General features: G+C 42.3%; 17 protein-coding genes and 1 riboswitch. Of the genes, 12 read left to right on the top strand and 5 right to left on the bottom strand.

The features are described from left to right. The first annotated feature begins 26 nt into the window (after positions 1 to 26). Positions 27 to 136: riboswitch (SAM riboswitch) on the top strand. Between the two features lie 191 nt (positions 137 to 327). The 4 genes from G9Q97_RS11605 (at position 328) to G9Q97_RS11590 (ending at position 3,996) form a co-directional block, all read left to right on the top strand. Continuing rightward, the gene (locus G9Q97_RS11605) at positions 328 to 1,632 is read left to right on the top strand and encodes an O-acetylhomoserine aminocarboxypropyltransferase/cysteine synthase family protein (protein WP_166146995.1); all 1,305 of its coding nucleotides are present in this window, start codon (positions 328 to 330) and stop codon (positions 1,630 to 1,632) included. An 8-nt stretch (positions 1,633 to 1,640) separates the two neighbouring features. Beyond that, positions 1,641 to 2,708, top strand: coding sequence for a homoserine O-acetyltransferase family protein (locus G9Q97_RS11600; RefSeq protein WP_166146993.1), 1,068 nt, complete (start codon positions 1,641 to 1,643; stop codon positions 2,706 to 2,708). Between the two features lie 8 nt (positions 2,709 to 2,716). Next, on the top strand, positions 2,717 to 3,106 hold the full coding sequence (locus G9Q97_RS11595) for a VOC family protein (RefSeq protein WP_166147274.1): 390 nt from the start codon (positions 2,717 to 2,719) through the stop codon (positions 3,104 to 3,106). A gap of 179 nt (positions 3,107 to 3,285) precedes the next feature. Beyond that, on the top strand, positions 3,286 to 3,996 hold the full coding sequence (locus G9Q97_RS11590; protein ID WP_246255626.1) for a glycerophosphodiester phosphodiesterase: 711 nt from the start codon (positions 3,286 to 3,288) through the stop codon (positions 3,994 to 3,996). Between the two features lie 28 nt (positions 3,997 to 4,024). Here G9Q97_RS11590 and alr read toward each other — a convergent pair whose 3' ends face one another. From alr to G9Q97_RS11575, 3 genes are all read right to left on the bottom strand, one after another. After that, complete coding sequence (gene alr / locus G9Q97_RS11585) at positions 4,025 to 5,182, bottom strand: alanine racemase (protein ID WP_166146989.1); 1,158 nt, start codon at positions 5,180 to 5,182, stop codon at positions 4,025 to 4,027. After that, on the bottom strand, positions 5,176 to 7,170 hold the full coding sequence (locus tag G9Q97_RS11580) for a hypothetical protein (RefSeq protein ID WP_166146987.1): 1,995 nt from the start codon (positions 7,168 to 7,170) through the stop codon (positions 5,176 to 5,178). Before G9Q97_RS11580 ends, alr begins: the two co-directional genes overlap by 7 nt. 143 nt (positions 7,171 to 7,313) lie before the next feature. Then, on the bottom strand, positions 7,314 to 8,534 hold the full coding sequence (locus G9Q97_RS11575) for an ATP-grasp domain-containing protein (protein WP_166146986.1): 1,221 nt from the start codon (positions 8,532 to 8,534) through the stop codon (positions 7,314 to 7,316). 535 nt (positions 8,535 to 9,069) lie between these two features. On the opposite strand from G9Q97_RS11575, the gene G9Q97_RS11570 reads away from it, so the two are divergent. The 8 genes from G9Q97_RS11570 to argH all read left to right on the top strand — a co-directional run bounded on the left by G9Q97_RS11570 (position 9,070) and on the right by argH (position 17,509). Continuing rightward, a complete protein-coding gene (locus tag G9Q97_RS11570) occupies positions 9,070 to 9,768 on the top strand; it encodes a GNAT family N-acetyltransferase (protein WP_166146984.1) in 699 nt (232 codons plus the stop codon). A gap of 168 nt (positions 9,769 to 9,936) precedes the next feature. Further along, positions 9,937 to 11,142, top strand: coding sequence for an argininosuccinate synthase (gene argG / locus G9Q97_RS11565; protein WP_166146982.1), 1,206 nt, complete (start codon positions 9,937 to 9,939; stop codon positions 11,140 to 11,142). Beyond that, on the top strand, positions 11,129 to 12,097 hold the full coding sequence (gene argC, locus G9Q97_RS11560; protein ID WP_166146980.1) for an N-acetyl-gamma-glutamyl-phosphate reductase: 969 nt from the start codon (positions 11,129 to 11,131) through the stop codon (positions 12,095 to 12,097). The genes argG and argC overlap by 14 nt, the downstream gene beginning before the upstream one ends. 65 nt (positions 12,098 to 12,162) lie before the next feature. Continuing rightward, positions 12,163 to 13,311 (top strand): aspartate aminotransferase family protein, encoded by a 1,149-nt coding sequence (locus G9Q97_RS11555; RefSeq protein ID WP_166146978.1) that lies wholly within the window; start codon positions 12,163 to 12,165, stop codon positions 13,309 to 13,311. A gap of 4 nt (positions 13,312 to 13,315) precedes the next feature. After that, on the top strand, positions 13,316 to 14,257 hold the full coding sequence (locus tag G9Q97_RS11550; RefSeq protein WP_166146976.1) for a Rossmann-fold NAD(P)-binding domain-containing protein: 942 nt from the start codon (positions 13,316 to 13,318) through the stop codon (positions 14,255 to 14,257). A gap of 13 nt (positions 14,258 to 14,270) precedes the next feature. Beyond that, positions 14,271 to 15,071, top strand: a complete 801-nt coding sequence (gene argB, locus G9Q97_RS11545) for an acetylglutamate kinase (RefSeq protein WP_166146974.1) — start codon at positions 14,271 to 14,273, stop codon at positions 15,069 to 15,071. Positions 15,072 to 15,101: 30 nt separating this feature from the next. Next, positions 15,102 to 16,187: a M20 family metallo-hydrolase gene (locus tag G9Q97_RS11540; protein ID WP_166146972.1), complete on the top strand. Its 1,086-nt coding sequence runs from the start codon at positions 15,102 to 15,104 to the stop codon at positions 16,185 to 16,187. Then, entirely contained in the window at positions 16,184 to 17,509 is a 1,326-nt protein-coding gene (argH, locus tag G9Q97_RS11535) for an argininosuccinate lyase (protein WP_166146971.1), read from the top strand. Before G9Q97_RS11540 ends, argH begins: the two co-directional genes overlap by 4 nt. 7 nt (positions 17,510 to 17,516) lie before the next feature. Here the strand turns inward: argH and G9Q97_RS24780 are convergent, their stop codons facing one another. Together G9Q97_RS24780 and G9Q97_RS11530 are read right to left on the bottom strand one after the other, a co-directional pair. Further along, on the bottom strand, positions 17,517 to 17,738 hold the full coding sequence (locus G9Q97_RS24780; protein ID WP_222851975.1) for a hypothetical protein: 222 nt from the start codon (positions 17,736 to 17,738) through the stop codon (positions 17,517 to 17,519). A 123-nt stretch (positions 17,739 to 17,861) separates the two neighbouring features. Beyond that, positions 17,862 to 19,142 carry an MFS transporter gene (locus G9Q97_RS11530; protein ID WP_166146969.1) on the bottom strand — a complete coding sequence of 427 codons (1,281 nt, stop codon included), beginning with the start codon at positions 19,140 to 19,142 and terminating at the stop codon, positions 17,862 to 17,864. Positions 19,143 to 19,186 lie beyond the last annotated feature (44 nt).

The raw sequence follows: 19,186 nt of genomic DNA, 5'->3' as shown, positions 1-19,186 counted from the left end.
ATCCTTTTACTTTTTACGGTACAAAGGATTTATATAGAAGAGGTAAGAGACAGGCTCGGTGACCCTCTGGCAACCTGGAAAATCCAAGGTGCCAATTCCTGCCAGATGAAAACAGTTTCATTTGGAAATATAAATTCTATAGAATGAGTTCAATTTTATATTTATTCAAGGATAAAAATTCCAAAAATTTCTTCCCAGGTATTCACTGCGATTCTAGTGCTCAGGTGAGCATCTCATGCCTTTGCTTCCGGCTTAAGGCAATTACCTGATGCATTTAGTATATTTATAGCTATGTAATCAAAAAAATAAACCTAAAACACAACAAACATGTCAAAAGATTATCGTTTCGAAACATTACAGATTCATGCCGGTCAGGAAGCCGATCCAACGACCAATTCAAGGGCAGTGCCCATTTACCAGACCACGTCTTATGTTTTCAATTCAGCAGATCATGGGGCCAATCTCTTTGCCTTAAAGGAATTTGGAAATATCTATACCAGGATTATGAATCCTACCACAGATGTATTCGAAAAAAGAATGGCAGCTTTAGAGGGCGGGGTTGCTGCTGTGGCTACTGCATCTGGGCAGGCAGCTCAGTTTTTGGCTTTGAATAACTTCCTTACAGTAGGTGATAATTTCGTTACTTCTCCCTTTTTATATGGAGGTACCTACAATCAATTCAAGGTATCCTTTAAAAGGATAGGGATTGAAGCCAGATTTGCGAAATCCGACAAAGCGGCTGACCTGGAAGCAAAAATTGACAGTACCACCAAAGCCATATATGTTGAAACCATTGGCAACCCGGAGTTCAATGTTCCGGATTTTGAAGCGGTTGCTGCTTTGGCCAAAAAATATGACATTCCGCTGGTAGTCGACAATACCTTTGGAGCAGGCGGATATCTCTGCCAGCCCATTAAGCATGGTGCGAATATTGTCACATCTTCTGCCACCAAATGGATTGGCGGCCATGGCACATCCATTGGGGGGATCATCGTAGATGGTGGAAATTACAATTGGGGAAATGGAAAATTCCCTCAGTTCTCCGAGCCTTCTGAGGGCTACCATGGCCTTAATTTCTGGGAAACCTTTGGCTATGACAACCCCCTGGGCATGCCCAATGTGGCCTTTGCCATCCGTGCAAGGGTGGAAGGACTTAGGGACTTTGGTCCGGCACCCAGCCCTTTCAATTCCTTCCTGCTAATCCAGGGCCTGGAGACCCTTTCTTTAAGAGTACAGCGGACTGTAGACAATGCACTGGCCCTTGCGCAATGGTTGGAGAAACACCCCAAGGTCAAGAAAGTAAATTACCCGGGGCTGCCCTCCAGTCCATACCATGAATTGGCAAAAAAATACCTCCCAAATGGATATGGAGGAGTTTTGAGTTTTGAATTGAAAGGGGAAAAAGAAACCGCCTCTGGCTTTATCAACAATCTGGAATTGATTTCCCATTTGGCCAATGTCGGAGATGCCAAAACGCTGATCATTCAGCCAGCGGCTACCACCCACCAGCAACTTTCAGATGAAGCTCAGCTGGCCGCGGGAGTGACGCCTACCATGTTGAGAATTTCTTGTGGTATAGAGCACTTAGATGACCTGAAAGCAGACCTAAGTGCTGCATTTGATAAAATATAGTTGTTAAAATGAACCTCCAATCGCCGCATTTGTCTATTGAAATGACCCAAGAGATTTTCTATTGCAAGGAAGCCCTCCATTTGGAATCAGGAGAAATATTGCCCGAATTCCAGTTGAGCTTTACTACCCAGGGACAACTTAATGACAAAAAAGACAATGTTGTCTGGGTCTTGCATGCCCTTACAGGTGATGCCAACCCTCAGGAATGGTGGGCCGGCTTGATCGGTGAGGATAAATTCTATGATCCTTCCCGTCATTTCATCATTTGCGCCAACTTCCTGGGGTCCTGTTATGGGTCAACGCAGCCCCTGAGTGTTAATCCCGGAACAGGGAAACCCTATTATTACGATTTCCCAAACCTTACTACCCGGGATATCGCTGCTTCCATGGATAAGTTGAGGCTTCACCTGGGCCTGGATCAAATTGATACGGTGATTGGAGGATCATTAGGTGGTCAGGTAGCCCTGGAATGGGCCTATACTTTGAAAGAAAGGCTAAATAACGCCATTATCATCGCTTCAAATGCCAAAGCATCTCCCTGGATCATCGGTTTTAATGAAACACAGAGGATGGCCATTGAATCTGACCAAACCTGGGGCAGCATGGATGCTAAAGCGGGAAAAAAAGGTTTGGAAACAGCCAGGGCCATAGGCATGCTCAGCTACAGGCATCCACAGACATTTATTCAGCATCAAAGTGAAACCGAGGAAAAAAGGGATAACTTCAAAATCAGCAGTTACCTGCGCTATCAGGGTATGAAATTGGCAAACCGGTTCAATGCCCTCTCATACTGGACACTATCCAAAGCCATGGATAGCCATGACCTGGGAAGAGCCAGAGGGGGGACTGCAGCGGCTTTGGCCAAAATCCAATGCAAGGTACTCTCCATTGGGATTGATACGGACCTGTTGTTTACCTTCGTAGAGTCCCGGTTTATCAGTCTTCATGTACCCAAGGGAACCTACCGGGAGATCAGTTCCCTTTATGGACATGATGCCTTCCTGATAGAATACGAACAACTTCAATACATCTTACAATCTTTTTATTTGGAAAACAACCATTCCATTAGGACCTGAATAGCATGATTCCCTACACCGGTATTAAAGAAACCTGCTTGTATATTGACGACCTTCAAAAGGCAGTTGAATTTTACCAGGGATTACTGGAAATGCCCTTGATTTCAATAGTGGAGAAAAGACATGTTTTTTTCAGATGCGGCAAAAGTGTTTTGCTTTGTTTTTTGCCTGAGGTCACCAAAGAAGAATCCACATTACCCCCACATTTTGCCTATGGCAAGCAGCACCTTGCATTTGAAGTGCTGCCCGGAGACTTCCAGAAAACAAAAGACCTGCTGATCAAGAAGGGCATTGCCATTACCCATACCCAGGACTGGGGAAATAATCAGAACAGCATTTATTTTGAAGATCCTTTTGGCCATGTGCTGGAAATCGTACCGAAAGGTATTTGGGAATAAAATTTTCCGGGTGATTTATTATTTAATGGTTATTTCACCCGATTGTCTTGTGGTTTTATTTTTCTTTTCGAATATTGCAGCGATCCATTCTTTTAAACTGATAAACTGACATGATCTACAAAACTTTATTTACGGTATGTTTTATTTGTACTGGTATTTTATTTTGTAAAGCTCAAAATATGGAATTTCTAAAAAACAAGGTCATCGCCCACAGAGGTGCCTGGAAGGCCAATTCCCATCCCCAAAATTCACTGGCCTCATTACAGGAAGCCATAGATCTGGGATGTGAAGGATCAGAATTTGATGTATGGATGACTGCCGATGGGGTGCTGGTGGCCAATCATGATGCTGATCATGACGGCATGAAGATCGAAGAAGTGACCTATGCACAATTGCTGGAATTCCCCCTGCCCAATGGAGAGAAAATACCTACTGTCGAAGCCTACATCAAACATGGCATGATGCAACATAAAACCAGGCTGATCTTTGAAATTAAACCTTCCGGGATATCCAAAGAGAGAGGGCAGCGACTTGCCGCTAAATCTGTGGAATTGGTAAAAAAATTAGGGGCTGAGAAATGGGTTGATTATATTACTTTTGACTATGACATTGGTTTAAAAGTACTGGAAATGGATCCCAATGCCAATGTGGCCTACCTGACCGGAGACAAAACTCCTGCCGATCTAAAAAAAGATGGATTTTTTGGTTTTGATTATAATATCAATAAACTGAAAGAAAATCCCCATTGGATTCAGGAAGCACAATCACTGGGCCTTACCGTAAATTCCTGGACGGTAAATAAGGAAGAGGACATGCGTTGGCTGCTGGACCAGAAGGTAGACTTTATCACTACAGATGAACCGGAAAAGTTGTTTACATTGATTCGGTAAAAACCCACATTTAATATGATTGTATCCATTACCTCACCACTGTTCTTGGTATGGCTGCAGGAAGTCGGCTAAGCATTTCATTGTTAAGCAACTGAGTGACATTGGTAAAACTGGAAACATTTATGACACTATTATTTTGTCTTCCAATCAACACCACTTCGTCTCCTACCTTTACTTCTGGAATATGGGTGATATCCACCATAAACAAGTTCATATTGATCAGGCCAACTATCGGAGCCTTTTTGCCTTTTATCAACACCTGCCCCCTATTGGACAAAGCCCGGGGATATCCATTGGAATATCCCAATGGTAAAACGGCAACTGTCATGGGCTGTGTGGCTTGAAAAGCCGTTCCGTATCCAATAAACTCTCCCTGATCCACCTTTCTGATATCCATTACATCGGTTTTCCAGCTAAAAATCCGCTTAAGCGAAGTGTCGGATTTTTTGTTGGTTTCATGGAGATGGGCAAAATATACATCAGGGCTTGGCCAGAAACCATACTGTGCCACTCCTATGCGTACCATATCATAAACAGTATCCTTCATGGCAAGGGCCGCTGCAGAGCAAGCAATGTGGCGTAATTCTGGAAGAATATTCTTTTCCTTACATATTTTAAGGGCTGCTTTATACCGCTTGTGCTGCATGTCAATTTTGAACTGGTTGGCAATACTTTCCGCTCCTCCAAAATGAGTACAAAGACCTTCAAAGTAAATACATTCCGTATTTTTTTTCAAAAATGTCAAAGCTTTTGGAAATTCTTTCTCATGCATTCCAGTCCTGTTGGCTCCTGTTTCTACTTCTACATGTACTCTGGCAGGTTTGCCTACCTTTTTGGCTGCCTCAAGGGCTACCGGTAACCTGTCATAATTGTATACAAAAAAGCCAATATCATTCTCTATAGCCCATGGTATATCCTCTTGATAGATGATACCCATAATCACCACATGACTCTCCTTTTTGCAAACCCGCAAAACTTGTTCGGCTTCGAATGAGGAGGCCACACAAAAGTGATTGATACCGCACTTTTCTGCCATAGGCACGAAAGATTCAATCCCGTGTCCGTAGGCATTGGCCTTAACAACAGAAGAGAGGATAGGCTTTTCGCCTATCTTCTTCCTGATAAAATTGATATTACTTTTATAAGCAGATTGTTTTAATTCTATTCTTGATGAGTGTCTTACCATTTTCTTTTGGTTTCTAACCAGGTATAAGATTTTCCCCAACTTTCTTTTGCCAGTTTTTTTACTTTTTCAACTTCTTTTGCGGGCACATTGTTCATCATACCCGCTGCTTCAAGGTTATTGTAGTGAAAGGCATAAGTCCTGGCGGCAAATTGGTGAAACGGAAGTGAAGATTCACCGTGAATTTCACCTTTTCCATAAACAGAAGGTTTGATGTCCTGCCCCCAATCTTGCCGGCCTTCATTATTCGGATTGAGAAAATATGCCCGCAATTCACCATTATTGTCTTTATCTATGCGGAGCAAAGAAACAGCATGAAAGCCCAACATATCGCCTTTTGCGGTGGTAACGAAAATTCCGACCGGATTTGGATACACCATCCTGTGACCTCCGTTGTATTTTGGATGAAACATGGAATAGAATACCCTGACAAATCCATCAAAATCAATGATGGCATTGTACAGATAATCGTATGCTGAGGCAAAGCCAATCTGAATCCATTGGCCATACAGGGCTGGGTTGACCCACTTGTGCGGATCCTCTCCTCTTCCAGAAGCCCTCAACATCATGTCGTTATAAATCCTGTCAAGCATGGGAACCAAGGTGACGGACACGGCATCCAGATGATGGTCCAGAACCTGTACCAATCCCGGTTGCGTTTGAGAATATTTCACTTCCTGCCCTTCAAACCTGAAGGATAGGTCATCATATTCCGCTGCTGTTTGCACCATATGGATCAATTTGGCCGGTGCATGTTGACTCCACATGCTGATACCCCTGGCACTCTGACAGGTAGGATTATTACCTTGACCTACGCCAAGTGGCTGACCCAATATCCTGAAAAGTGCCCCGATAAGGTATTGCTTGGGCGTTACTTTTTCGTGTGGTGTCCTGGTAGATTTCAAGATTCTTTTGACTACCTCCGGATGAATGATTATCTTGGAAAGGTTAAATAAGCCCGAACGTACAGCTTCTCTGGCCAATACTCCGTTTTCAAGCATTTTGGCAAGCCCATATAAGCATTGTGCATTGAAGGGATCAATTACCTGGACAATTAAAAAACTCACAAAATCCCTGTATTCGTGATACCTGGCTTCACCTGCCGCACTTAAAGCAAAACATGGAGGTACCAGTTCATACAATTCTTTTCTGACAAGATGAAGCAATAAGACCGCATGGTATTGACTAACCAGGCCAAATTGCAACATCACTTTTCCCATTTCCTTCGCTTCAAACTCAAGTTCTTCAATGGTTAGTTTATCCAAATCCTGCCGGTATTTCTGAAAAGTTTTGCCAGTTGTTCTTTCGGTAGGTCGGTAAATGCTCCTTTGAAATGCCAACAAATCTTCATCTGCAGGGTCATTGGGGTCCAATTCAATTTTTTCTTTCACCAAGGCGATGATCCTTCGTTGTTTCTCTGTAACCACCGGACGTTGCTCACAGATCAATTTCAATTCCTCCGCAAGCTTTGATTTGACTTTCGAAAGTTTGACACTATTGGATAAAAAGAGAAATAGAGAATGCACTTTTTTCAACTCATGCCCACTCATTACCAACCGGGTTTCTTCCTGAGGCTCATTGAAAACAAATTCCAGATTGTAAACGATTACCTCCTGAACAAAATTTTCGGCTTCGGTGGCACTAACTTCTTCCGATTTCATTTTACCTTTCGCAATGGCCAGCATCCTAAGCTCACTGAGCAATTCAATGGTGGAATTGGGGTGTCCACTTTTATAAGTGCCATTGACCAAAGCAGGAACCAATTTTCCCGGATGCTCCCAGGGTGAATCTTTTAAAATGCCTGCACTCACCAATTTTGGAATATTTTCGTAAATCCTGGATATTCCTTCCTCACTATCACACCAGGTATCCAATTGCCCCATGATTTTCTGAGCTTTTTGGTTACTGGTCAGCGCTGTAGCTTCTTTGTATTCTTTGAATAACTCCTCAAAAAGCTCCTGGCTTCTCTCTACTATCTCCTGATTTTGCATGAATGGTTTAACACTTAAAATATTTATAATTGTGAAAAGAAAAAATATTGACAAACTTAGCTGTCAATATTTTTTCTACCTGATTTACATAATGACGAAATTAATCACCAGATTATCAAATACTACCTATTAATTATTACTGATTAATGATAAAAATCCACATTTTCATAGTGGAGTAATAGTTCCGTCATCCTGTCCGGATCTTCTCCCTTAAAATTAACAGTTCCGAAATGATTTCCAAACCCCTCTCTGTCGCTGATTTTTTGTGTGGTCATGGGAGGTATCAAATTATGGTCCAGAAAATAAGACTCTTCTTTTAACTCCTCCGGTATAATCAGTTTGGAGATCTGATTTTTATGGGGATAAATCATTACATTTCCATAAAATTCCTTAGGCCTGGCATCCAAAGGTGGTAAAATTTCTGCTAAATCCTCTTCCGTTAAATCCGGATCGTGACAAAGGACAAAAGCGGCCAGGGCATCAAAACCATAGGCCTTACCACAAAGTTCCAATATATGGCCACCGGGAATTCTGCAGGCAGTTTCACCAAAGCTGATCTCATCATTTTCGGTCAGAAACCATTCCGGATGGATCATTCCATACTGAATACCAAAAATATCCACCAGCTTTTGCATTTCTTTCATTATTTTATCCCTTTTGGTATGCAGGTAATTGCCTTCAGGAATAAAATTGCTGTAACCCAGTTTTACATATTCTGTGATATTTAAAAATCTGATTTTACCCCCGTGAATAAACGCCTCACAGGAAAACTCTTTTCCCGGAAGATGACTCTCGGCAAGGCAGGGGAAATCTTCGTCAACACATTTGTTTTCAACATCCTGTTTGGATCGCAGCAAACGGTGACCTACTGTTCCAGCTGATGCAAAAGGTTTTATATGTACCCAGCTATCTTCTTCCCCATCTATCTGAAGGTTGGCCTGGTTTAGCCTTTCCATGAAATTCAAAACGCCTTCTTTACTATAAACTTCTTCAAACAACCCTACACGAAGTCCACCAATTAGTGCTTTTCGCTTCATCATGGCCTTATTTCTAAACAAAAAGGCCCTGTTTAGCACCCTTGGGTCGTCTCTGTAAAGAGAATTTAAAGCTCCCGCCCATTCTACAGTTTCCTCAAAAAGAGGTACGGCAACATCAGCACCAAATTCATCCAACTTAGCCTTCAGGTCCAAAGAATTGGAAGAATCGCTCCATTCATCAAATTGATAAGAAACGAAAGGAATATTGTGTTCTTTGGCATAGCCTTCAAAATCCGGGTAGGATACTACAACATAAGGTTTGTTGAGTTTTTGCATACTTTCTATTACGGGCAAACTCCAACCCATTAGTGCGAAACATTTTGCCATTTTTATATAGTTTTTTGGTTCGTTTTCTTTTACAACAAAAAACAGGCTAAAGTCAATTATAATAGAAAAATAAAAAAAATTTCCTATTTTATTTAATTCCTATCTTAAAATAATCAAAATAAAGCATTTTATTTTGTCAGTTTTCGGATATAACTTGGAATTGGGTAAAGCGGAAAAGCCAGACATCTCAAAAAATGGAATACCAAAAAAAGCAGATTGCAAATTATTGTGTACCAACATTTGTATTTTTCATTAAAAAAATAAATATTTGTATGGTTTACGATGAAAAAAGAAGCACACATAAACTACAATCCCTACCTTGCCCATAACAATCTTTTTGGGTATCCGATATTGTTTTCGAAAAAAACCCTCAGGGCAGTATTTAGGGCATAGTCCCTATTTAATTTTTAATGTATCCTACGGAGATACGTATTTATCGACCATATTTATTAACAATCAAACCATCTTTCTAAGGGCTCAAGGGCACGCGTAATTATTGTAATTATGATAACCATGAGTCCAAACAATTGATACAATGGCCAATCAAAAATTTATCATTAAACCTGCCGGCGAAGAACATTGCCAATATGCTGAAACCATCACTGAAGAAATGGAACTTTCAGCTCAGGCAAGGGGTACAGGAATAGCCAAACGGTCTCCTGAGTACATCAAAACGAAAATGAAAGAAGGCAAGGCGGTCATTGCCCTTACTGCTTCCGGCCAGTGGGCAGGATTCTGCTATATTGAGGCCTGGGGTCATGGGAAATTTGTAGCCAACTCCGGATTAATCGTGTCACCTGAATTCAGAAAACACGGATTGGCCAGGGAAATAAAAAGAGAGGTATTCAAACTCAGCAGAAAGAAGTATCCTGATGCCAAAATATTTGGCCTCACCACAGGGGCTGCTGTTATGAAAATCAACTCAGAACTCGGATATTATCCCGTCAGCTATTCGGACCTTACTACAGATGACGATTTCTGGAAAGGCTGTCAAAGCTGTGTAAATTATCCTATCCTTACAAGTAAAAACAGATCCAATTGCCTTTGTACAGCCATGCTTTATGAGCCAAAAAGCGTAAAAAAAGCGGAACAAAAGAAACTTTCGGCTCAATTTAATAAGAATCTCAGTCTTTTTGAGCGATTGATCAAGATCAAACGGGCCATGTTTCTTAATATTGCCAAGGGGAAAAATGCGCTGGCAAAAGTCAAAGATAAAGTAAACCAGTCTTCTTAGGCTATTATTGGATCTCAACAATCATCTAAAAGGCAATCAATCACAGGAAATCGAGCATGACTAGAAAGGCACACATAGGGATGATACTAAAACGTGCGAGATACTCCCGAAGGGTGGCGACCTTTGGTTTTTGAAAAGTTATGATCTTTAAAGAACAATTATAAACATATGAAAAAAGTAGTTTTAGCATACAGTGGAGGTTTGGATACTACATTTTGTGCCATCCATTTAACTAAGGAAAAAGGGTACGAGGTGCACGCTGTATTGGTAAATACCGGAGGCTTTGAAAAGGAAGAATTAAAAGGCATCGGGGAAAGGGCCGAAAAATTAGGTGTAGCTTCATTTAAAGTTCTGGATGTGACCAGAACGTATTATGATGAGGTCATTAAATACTTGATTTTCGGTAATGTATTGAAAAACCAAACCTACCCCCTTTCTGTAAGTGCAGAGCGAATTTTGCAGGCCAAGGCCCTGGCCGAACATGCAAAAAGTATTGGAGCCAATTGTATCGCACACGGAAGTACGGGTGCAGGTAATGACCAGGTGCGCTTTGACATGATTTTCCAAACCATCCTCCCGGATGTGGAAATCATTACTCCTATAAGAGATCTCAAACTTAGCAGGGAAGAAGAAATAAACTTCCTGAAGAAGCACGGAGTAAGCATGAATTTTGAAAAAGCTGCTTATTCCATTAATAAGGGCATCTGGGGCACCTCAGTAGGAGGAAAAGAAACCCTTTCATCCGATCAGGCCTTGCCAGAGGAAGCTTATCCTACGCAGGTGAGCAAAACTGATCCCGAGACCATCAGCATTGGATTTGAAAAAGGAGAAATAACGCGGGTTAACGGGCAATTGTTCAGCCATCCTGTAGAAGCCATTTTAAAGGTTCAGGAAATAGCAGGACCTTTTGGTATAGGCAGGGACATCCATGTGGGGGATACCATCATTGGAATCAAGGGAAGGGTTGGCTTTGAAGCCGCCGCACCCATGCTCATCATCAAAGCCCACCAGTTATTGGAAAAACATACCCTTACCAAATGGCAGGGGTACTGGAAAAATCAGCTTGCAGAATTCTATGGCAACCACCTCCATGAGGGTCATTACCTGGATCCGGTCATGCGCAATCTGGAAAGTTTTATGGCCAGCACCCAAAGCTACGTTAGCGGGGAAGTCAAAATTCAGCTGCACCCCTACCGCTTCAGTATGATTGGTATCCACTCCAAACATGACCTGATGTCCTCCAAATTTGGGAGTTATGGGGAAATGAACAAAGGTTATACCGCAGAGGATGTCAAGGGGTTCACCAAAATATTTGGCAACCAGACAGCTATTTTTCATCAGGTTAATCAAAATCATGCTCATGAAGACCATTAGAACGGGAATTGTAGGTGCGGCCGGGTATACAGGCGGTGAATTGGTAAGGCTATTGGTGCACCATCCTCAAGTTGAACTTGTCTGGATTCACAGCAACAGCCAAAAAGGCAAAAAACTGGAGGAGGTCCACCCGGATCTGATCGGTGATGCCTCTCTTGTATTCACAGACCAGGTTGACAGCAAAAACCTGGACCTGGTTTTTCTTTGTTTGCCTCATGGAGAAGCAAGACCATTTCTGGAAAAACAATCCTTTGCTGAAAAGACCGTGATTATCGACCTGAGTACGGATTTCAGGGATGAGTCAAACGGTTTTGTATACGGCTTGCCTGAAACCAATAAAGATCAAATTCAGCAGGCTTTAAAAATCGCCAACCCGGGATGCTTTGCCACATGCATACAATTGGCAGTGGCTCCGGCCATTAAACAGGGATGGGTTCAGGACAACCTGCATGTATCGGGAATTACCGGCAGCACCGGGGCCGGGAAAAGCTTAAGTGCAACCACGCATTTCAGTCACAGAAACCAAAACGTATCGGTCTATAAGCTTTTTACCCACCAGCACCTCAAAGAAATCAATCAGACTTTTGGCAAGCTGAATACAGGTTTTGATCAGCAGGTGCTGTTTGTACCCTACAGGGGAAATTTCACCAGAGGAATTTGGGTAACAGCCTATTTTCCATTTGAAGGCTCTTTGGAGGAGGCTTATCAGGTTTACGGGGATTTTTATCAGAATGCTGCCTATACCCATGTCAGTAAAAATGATATCGACCTCAAGCAGGTAGTCAACACCAATAAATGCCTGGTGCATCTTAAAAAGGAAGCTGGTCAACTAGTGGCCTATGCAGCTATTGATAACTTATTGAAAGGGGCCTCTGGTCAGGCAGTGCAAAACATGAACCTTGCCTTTGGATTGGAGGAAAAAGCAGGCTTGCAATTAAAAAGCGTTGCATTTTAATGATTTACGGCCATAGTAAATAGAGCGGAAAGGCTCTTATCCCCCACTTAAACTTATACAAAAAAATGCAATTATTTGATGTCTACCCGTTGATGAATGTGACGCCCGAAAAGGCGGAAGGGGTTTATATTTGGGACCGGGAAGGCCGGAAATACCTGGACTTGTATGGTGGCCATGCGGTGATTTCTATTGGACACAGCCATCCTCATTTTGTCTCCCGGATAAACGAACAATTGGGAAAAATTGCCTTTTATTCCAATTCGGTAAATATTCCGATTCAAAAAGATCTCGCAGGAAAATTAGGTAAATTATCCGGACTGCCTGATTACCAGCTATTCTTGTGTAACTCCGGCGCAGAAGCAAATGAAAACGCACTCAAATTGGCCTCTTTTGCCACAGGAAAATCAGGTGTGATTGCTATTAAAGGTGCTTTTCATGGTCGAACTTCCGGAGCTGTAGCCGTTACCGACAACCCAAATATTATGTCTCCTTTCAATGCTGGCCACCAGGTGTATTTCGAAAGGTCCGGTGATTTAGCCGGAGTAGAAAAGCAACTCAAAAGCAAAGATATTGCGGCGATTATTGTTGAGGCCATACAAGGGGTAAATGGAATTCAGGTGGCCGAATCGGATTTTTTGACAGGTTTGGCCAGGTTGGCCAGACAATACGGTGCCAAATTGATTTTGGATGAGGTACAGGCTGGACATGGCCGGACAGGTAAATTTTTTGCCCACCAATGGACAGAAGGTCTGGAGCCTGATTTAATCACCATGGCCAAGGGCATGGGCAACGGTTTCCCCATAGGCGGGGTTCTGATCCATCCTGATATTCAGGCAAAATATGGGATGTTGGGAACGACCTTTGGCGGCAACCAACTCGCCTGTGCGGCAGGGTTGGCTGTACTTGAAGTCATGGAGTCTGAAAACCTTATGGAAAACGCAGCTTCACAGGGAAGTTCACTGATCGAGGCATTGACCAGGGTCTCGTCTGAAATTACCAGCGTGAGAGGAAAAGGTTTGATGATTGGCTTTGATTTGAAACAAGAGGCTGCTGCCTACCGTTCTGAGCTTATGGTGAAGCATGCCATATTTACCGGTAGTGCCGCCGGAAAACATACCATTCGCCTGCTACCCCCACTTGGTATTCAACAGGAAGAGTTGCAATTATTTATCAATAGTCTGGAATCAACCATCAACCAGAAAGAGACCGTTTAACAAAATGAATAGATTCACCCAATTTGAAAACAAAACCATCGCCGAAACATTGATCGAAAAGGCCCTGGAGTTTAAGGCTAATCCCCTAAAAAACAATACAAAAGGTCAGGGAAAGCGACTAGGATTGATTTTTTTAAACCCAAGTTTGCGAACCAGGGTCAGCACCCAATTGGCCGCTACCAATCTTGGAGTGGATAGCTTCGTATTAAACATGGACAAAGAGACATGGGCCCTGGAAATGCAGGACGGGGTACTGATGAATAAAAACAAAGTGGAACACATCAAGGATGCCGCTGCTGTCCTGGGCGGATATTTTGACATGCTGGCCATTCGGGCTTTTCCCACCTTGACAAACAAAGAAGAAGATACAGAAGATTTCACTATCAATCAGTTTATCAAATATTCAGGTATTCCTGTGATCAGCCTGGAAAGTGCCATCAGGCATCCGCTACAAAGCCTGGCTGACATGGTTAGTATCAGGGAAAGTTTTCAGGAAAAAAGAAAGCCGAAAGTGGTTCTTACCTGGGCCCCCCATATCAAATCCATCCCCCATGCCGTTGCCAATTCATTTTCTGAATGGGCATTGGGATGTGGGCATGACCTCACCATTACCCATCCTGTGGGTTATGAACTTGATGAACAATTTACCCAGGGAGCTACCATTGAATACAATCAAAAAAAGGCTCTGGAAGATGCAGATTTTGTATATGTGAAAAACTGGAGTGCATTCAATCCTTATGGAAAAATTCTTAAAGTAGACGAAAACTGGTTGCTCAAAGAAAGTAAATTAGCCAATAACCAACAGGCCAAAATAATGCATTGTCTTCCTGTCAGAAGAAATTTAGAACTCAGTGATGAAATATTGGATGGAAACCGCAGTCTGGTCCAAACTCAGGCAAAAAACAGGATTTTTGCTGCCCAGGCTGTAATTGACGCAATGATCTGAAACAAATTAACCAATGGACATTAGTGTAATCAAAATAGGGGGTAACGTCATAGATCATCCTGATAAATCCAACCATTTTCTTAAACTATTCGCCAAATTTCCCGGGACCAAAATACTTGTTCACGGAGGTGGTGTGATGGCCAGCAGAATAGGAAAATCTCTGGGAATAGCACCGAAAATGCATCTTGGAAGAAGAGTCACGGATAAGGATACGCTAGATGTAGTGACCATGGTGTATGCCGGCCTGATCAATAAAAACCTGGTGGCTCAGCTGCAAGCATTTGGACAGAATGCCATCGGACTTACCGGGGCGGACGGCAATGCCATCAAATCGGTAAAAAGACCTGTAAAGGAAGTAGATTTTGGATTTGTAGGAGATGTGGAAAGTGTCAATACAACCCTATTGGAATCTCTACTGAAGCAAAACATTGCCCCTGTATTCTGCGCCATTACCCACGACAGAAAGGGGCAGTTGCTCAATACCAATGCGGATACCATTGCCTCGGAAATTGCTACTGCACTGGCCAAAATGCATCGGGTAAAACTTTATTTTTGTTTTGACAAGACGGGAGTACTCATGGATCCTGAAAATGAAGCCTCTCTGATTCCTCTGATCAATGAGGATATTTATAAAGAATTGATAAAGGATAAAATCATTCATTCGGGAATGATTCCCAAATTGGAAAATGCCTTTAACGCCATTAATAAAGGAGTGAATCATGTTTGGATGGGTTTGCCGGAAAACTTACTTTTGGCCTCCAGGGGTAAAAATGCAGGCACTATCATAGAATCATTAAAATACGATTTGTATTAAAACACTCCCCCTTATAAATAACTAGCTGGCTTGGAAAATTTAGAAAATGTAAAAAAAGAGGCCTTACACTTACTAAAAGAACTTATCAGGATACCTTCTTTGAGTAAATCTGAAGACAAAACTGCTGATATACTTCAGGCTTTTTTAAAAGAAAAGACTGTTGACACCCATCGAAAAGGCAATAATATCTGGGCATTCCATAGGGATTATGACTCGTCTCTTCCCACTGTCATGCTCAATTCTCATCATGATACCGTCAAACCCAATCAGGGATATACCATCGACCCCTATAATCCTATCACAAAAGAGGGAAAGTTGTTTGGACTGGGGTCCAATGATGCCGGGGGATGTCTGGTGAGTTTATTGGCTACTTTTATTTATTTCCTCGGCAGACCACTGCCTGTTAACTTGTTGTTCGTGGCTTCGGCAGAAGAAGAAATCAGCGGCAAGGGAGGAATGGAATCCCTGATTCCCGAGCTCCCTGAAATGGCCTGTGCCATAGTAGGCGAGCCAACAGGGATGAAAATGGCAGTGGCCGAAAAGGGTCTAATGGTTGTAGATGCTACCGTGAAGGGCAAAGCAGGTCATGCTGCCAGGGAAGAAGGGGTTAATGCCATCTATGAGGCCTTGGATGATTTAATTGCCATAAAGGGCTTTAAATTTAAAAAAGTCTCCCCCTTTCTGGGACCCAATAAGGTTTCTGCCACCATTATTCATGCAGGATCTCAACACAATGTGGTTCCAGACCAATGCACCTATACCCTGGATGTGCGGGTAACAGACGCCTACAGTCTGGAAGAAGCTTTGAAGGAACTTCAACAGGAGTTAAAAGCCGAACTTCACCCCCGGTCGCTACGGCTTAACTCTTCTCATATTGACGAACACCACCCCATGGTTAGGGCAGGTAAATCTTTGCAGTTGGAAACCTTCGGAAGTCCAACCTTATCAGATCAGGCCCTGATCCCCTACCCTTCGGTAAAAATCGGTCCTGGAGACTCTGCCAGATCACACAGTCCTGATGAATTCATCTATATTGAAGAAATAAACCAGGGCATTTCCATTTACATCAACCTGTTGGAAACCTATTTTTCCATACTAAATCAACCCAAAAAATGAAACTTTGGCAAAAAGACAAAACCAGCAAAAAAGAAGTTGAAACCTTTACCATAGGAAGGGATCCGGAGTTTGATCTTATTTTGGCTCCTTTTGATGTGAGCGGATCAATGGCACATGCCCATATGTTAGCTTCAATAGGTCTATTGACCGAACAAGAACTGCAGGTACTGATAAAAGGGCTCAAAGAAATCCGGGAAGAAATACGAAAAGGTATATTTACCATTGCTCCAGGGGTGGAGGATGTGCACAGCCAGGTAGAATTTTTACTTACAGAACGGTATGGCGATGTAGGTAAAAAACTCCATAGTGGAAGGTCTAGAAACGACCAGGTTTTGGTGGATTTGAAGCTTTATTACCGGTATGCTATCCAGCAAACCGTGGAGGAAACCCAAAAACTATTTGACTTATTGGTGAATCTTGCCGAAAAGCACAAAGATGATCTGATGCCTGGCTACACGCACACCCAGTTGGCCATGCCCTCCTCTTTTGGACTTTGGTTTGGTTCCCTGGCTGAAGGATTGGCAGAGGACATGCATCTTTGGCAATCGGCCTATGCTTTGGTGAATCGCAATCCCTTGGGTTCAGCAGCGGGATATGGCTCCTCCTTTCCGTTAAACCGAACCATGACTACTGAATTACTGGGCTTCGCAGACATGCATTACAATGTGATCAATGCCCAGAATAGCCGGGGAAAGACTGAAAAATTCCTGTCCTTCGCGCTTGCTGGTACAGCCGGTACTTTAAACCGCCTGGCTACAGATGCCATCATGTATATGAACCAGCACTTTGGTTTTATCCATTTTCCGGATGAACTGACCACAGGTTCCAGTATCATGCCCCACAAGAAAAATCCGGATGTATTTGAGCTAATCAGGGCTAAAACCAACCAGATCCAAGCCTACCCTCAAAATATCATGATGTTGTTAACCAACCTGAGTACAGGGTACCACCGGGACTTGCAATTGTTAAAAGAAACGATTTTTCCTGCTTTTGAGCAGTTAAATGACAGTCTGAAAATCGCCCGTTTGATGTTGGAAAACATAAAGGTTAAAAAGCATCTGCTGGACAATGATTTTTACGCCTATTTGTTTAGTGTTGAAGAAGTGAACCGGTTGGTTCTGGAAGGAATGCCCTTCAGGGATGCCTACAAAAAAGTCGGAATGGATATAGAAAAAGACAAGTTCGCTCCGGGAACCAAAGTAAAACACACCCATGAGGGTAGTATTGGCAACCTCTGTTTGGAAGAAATCAAGAAGAAGATGAAGGTATCGGGTATTGACTTTTCAAAAGCCATCCAGGCGGAAGAGAAGCTCTGGCAATAAACAACAGCTACAATGAATCCTGAATAAGATAAACCATAAAAGAGGCCACAATATACCCTCCTAAAAAGGAAAGAAAATAAGGCCAGGTCAGGTCATATTGTTTATAGATCGTATTTTTTGCAGATTGGGTAATCTTGTTGAATTTTTTGAACTGCCTTACCGGAAACATGGAAAGAAAAAGTAGACCATAACAGCAAGTAAATATCAGGAGAGCTACAAATGTTTGCATGGCTATTTTTTTGTTATTGCAAATATAAATTCATTGGGATAGAACACAAAAATTCATCGGGTTAATCCGCTTGCAGCAGGGTAAATTTTTTCTTTAAAACTCTTCTGCCTAAACAGGGTAAGCTCAATGCTTTAAATTGAATATATTGAAAAAGTCAAACCTCCTGTGTCGTTTTTTAAATTTATATTTCATCTTGGCATAGGTAAAGTCAGGTATAATCCTAAATGACTGAATAATAACCAATAACATCAATAAGGTGGAGCCAATAAAAATCACATCAAAGCTAAACCCTGCATCTACAACCACACCGTATACAGCTGGTCCCACAGCTGAGCTAAGCACCATAATAGACGCAAAAATACTTCTAACCTTTCCAATAAAAGTGGCACCAAATAATTCCACCTGAAGGGCAGACATAATGGCATTGCCAAATCCTGCTGAGGCACCCATCAAAATCATGTAAGGAAAAATGACCAACTGATCACTGAACAACCAAATAAATAGGATGGCAAAGAGAAAGGGAATCAAATAAAATGGGAAAAATTTTCTTGCTGAATACTTATCAATCAGGGGGCCTGCAAACAAAATAGCCATGGAGCCGGCTATGGCATAGAAGGTAAGTCCCACAGCCATCCATTCCAGTGTCCATCCCTTAAAATCAGCAATGGCAAACTGATAAAAAAACAGGCCTGTAACGGTAAAGGAAAGCACAAACAGGTTTGGAGCGAGCAACCAAAAAGAACCGGATTTGAGGATTTCCCATTGCGAAACTTCCTTTTTTGGACCATCCTTCTCACTAGCTGGGGTTTCTTCATGGACCACAAGACTTTTTTCATCAATAAAAAAATACAGGTATATGGGCACCACTAATACCACTATAGCCGCGTTTACCATTAGGGATTCTCTCCATCCGAAAATATTGATTAATGCCACCACTAAAATGGGCAAAATGGCCTGACCAAAGGGATGCCCCAGGGAAGCCAAACTTATGGCCTTGCCCCTGCCCTTTAAAAAATACTTGGACATGCTGGTAATGGCAATATGACTAAAAAGTCCCTGCCCGGCAATTCGCAAGCCAAAAAAAGCTACCGGAAGCAGGTACCAATAGGGATTTACACTCATCAGAACCAGGGCCATTAAAAAGACCAGTGTAGCCAATAGGGTATATTTTTTAAGGTTTATTTGATCTATGTATTTTCCAACCTGCGGCAAAAGAAAGGCACTTCCAATGGTTGCTACCATATAGTAAACACTGATCTGTGCATTTTGGAGCGAAAATTCCTCTATCAGATAAGGCACATACAATGCCAAAAGATAGGTTTGACCATAGCCAGATAAACAGGTCATCAATAGCCCGAATGCCAAAAGCTTCCTGTTTTCCAATACAAAATTCCAATAATTCATCGCAGCTTTGATTTGTGCAAATTTATAAAAAGGCTTTTGGGGAA

The organism is Cyclobacterium plantarum (genome assembly GCF_011290685.1).
GTDB lineage: Bacteria > Bacteroidota > Bacteroidia > Cytophagales > Cyclobacteriaceae > Cyclobacterium > Cyclobacterium plantarum.
Note: the sequence above shows the minus strand (reverse complement) of the source record. Positions and strands in the feature narration are given on the sequence as shown.

Coding starts and splice junctions, on each gene's coding strand:
- G9Q97_RS11605 (WP_166146995.1), top strand. CDS start 328: ATGTCAAAAGATTATCGTTTCGAAACATTACAGATTCATGCCGGTCAG.
- G9Q97_RS11600 (WP_166146993.1), top strand. CDS start 1,641: ATGAACCTCCAATCGCCGCATTTGTCTATTGAAATGACCCAAGAGATT.
- G9Q97_RS11590 (WP_246255626.1), top strand. CDS start 3,286: ATGGAATTTCTAAAAAACAAGGTCATCGCCCACAGAGGTGCCTGGAAG.
- alr (WP_166146989.1), bottom strand. CDS start 5,182: ATGGTAAGACACTCATCAAGAATAGAATTAAAACAATCTGCTTATAAA.
- G9Q97_RS11580 (WP_166146987.1), bottom strand. CDS start 7,170: ATGCAAAATCAGGAGATAGTAGAGAGAAGCCAGGAGCTTTTTGAGGAG.
- G9Q97_RS11575 (WP_166146986.1), bottom strand. CDS start 8,534: ATGGCAAAATGTTTCGCACTAATGGGTTGGAGTTTGCCCGTAATAGAA.
- G9Q97_RS11570 (WP_166146984.1), top strand. CDS start 9,070: ATGGCCAATCAAAAATTTATCATTAAACCTGCCGGCGAAGAACATTGC.
- argG (WP_166146982.1), top strand. CDS start 9,937: ATGAAAAAAGTAGTTTTAGCATACAGTGGAGGTTTGGATACTACATTT.
- argC (WP_166146980.1), top strand. CDS start 11,129: ATGAAGACCATTAGAACGGGAATTGTAGGTGCGGCCGGGTATACAGGC.
- G9Q97_RS11555 (WP_166146978.1), top strand. CDS start 12,163: ATGCAATTATTTGATGTCTACCCGTTGATGAATGTGACGCCCGAAAAG.
- G9Q97_RS11550 (WP_166146976.1), top strand. CDS start 13,316: ATGAATAGATTCACCCAATTTGAAAACAAAACCATCGCCGAAACATTG.
- argB (WP_166146974.1), top strand. CDS start 14,271: ATGGACATTAGTGTAATCAAAATAGGGGGTAACGTCATAGATCATCCT.
- argH (WP_166146971.1), top strand. CDS start 16,184: ATGAAACTTTGGCAAAAAGACAAAACCAGCAAAAAAGAAGTTGAAACC.
- G9Q97_RS24780 (WP_222851975.1), bottom strand. CDS start 17,738: ATGCAAACATTTGTAGCTCTCCTGATATTTACTTGCTGTTATGGTCTA.
- G9Q97_RS11530 (WP_166146969.1), bottom strand. CDS start 19,142: ATGAATTATTGGAATTTTGTATTGGAAAACAGGAAGCTTTTGGCATTC.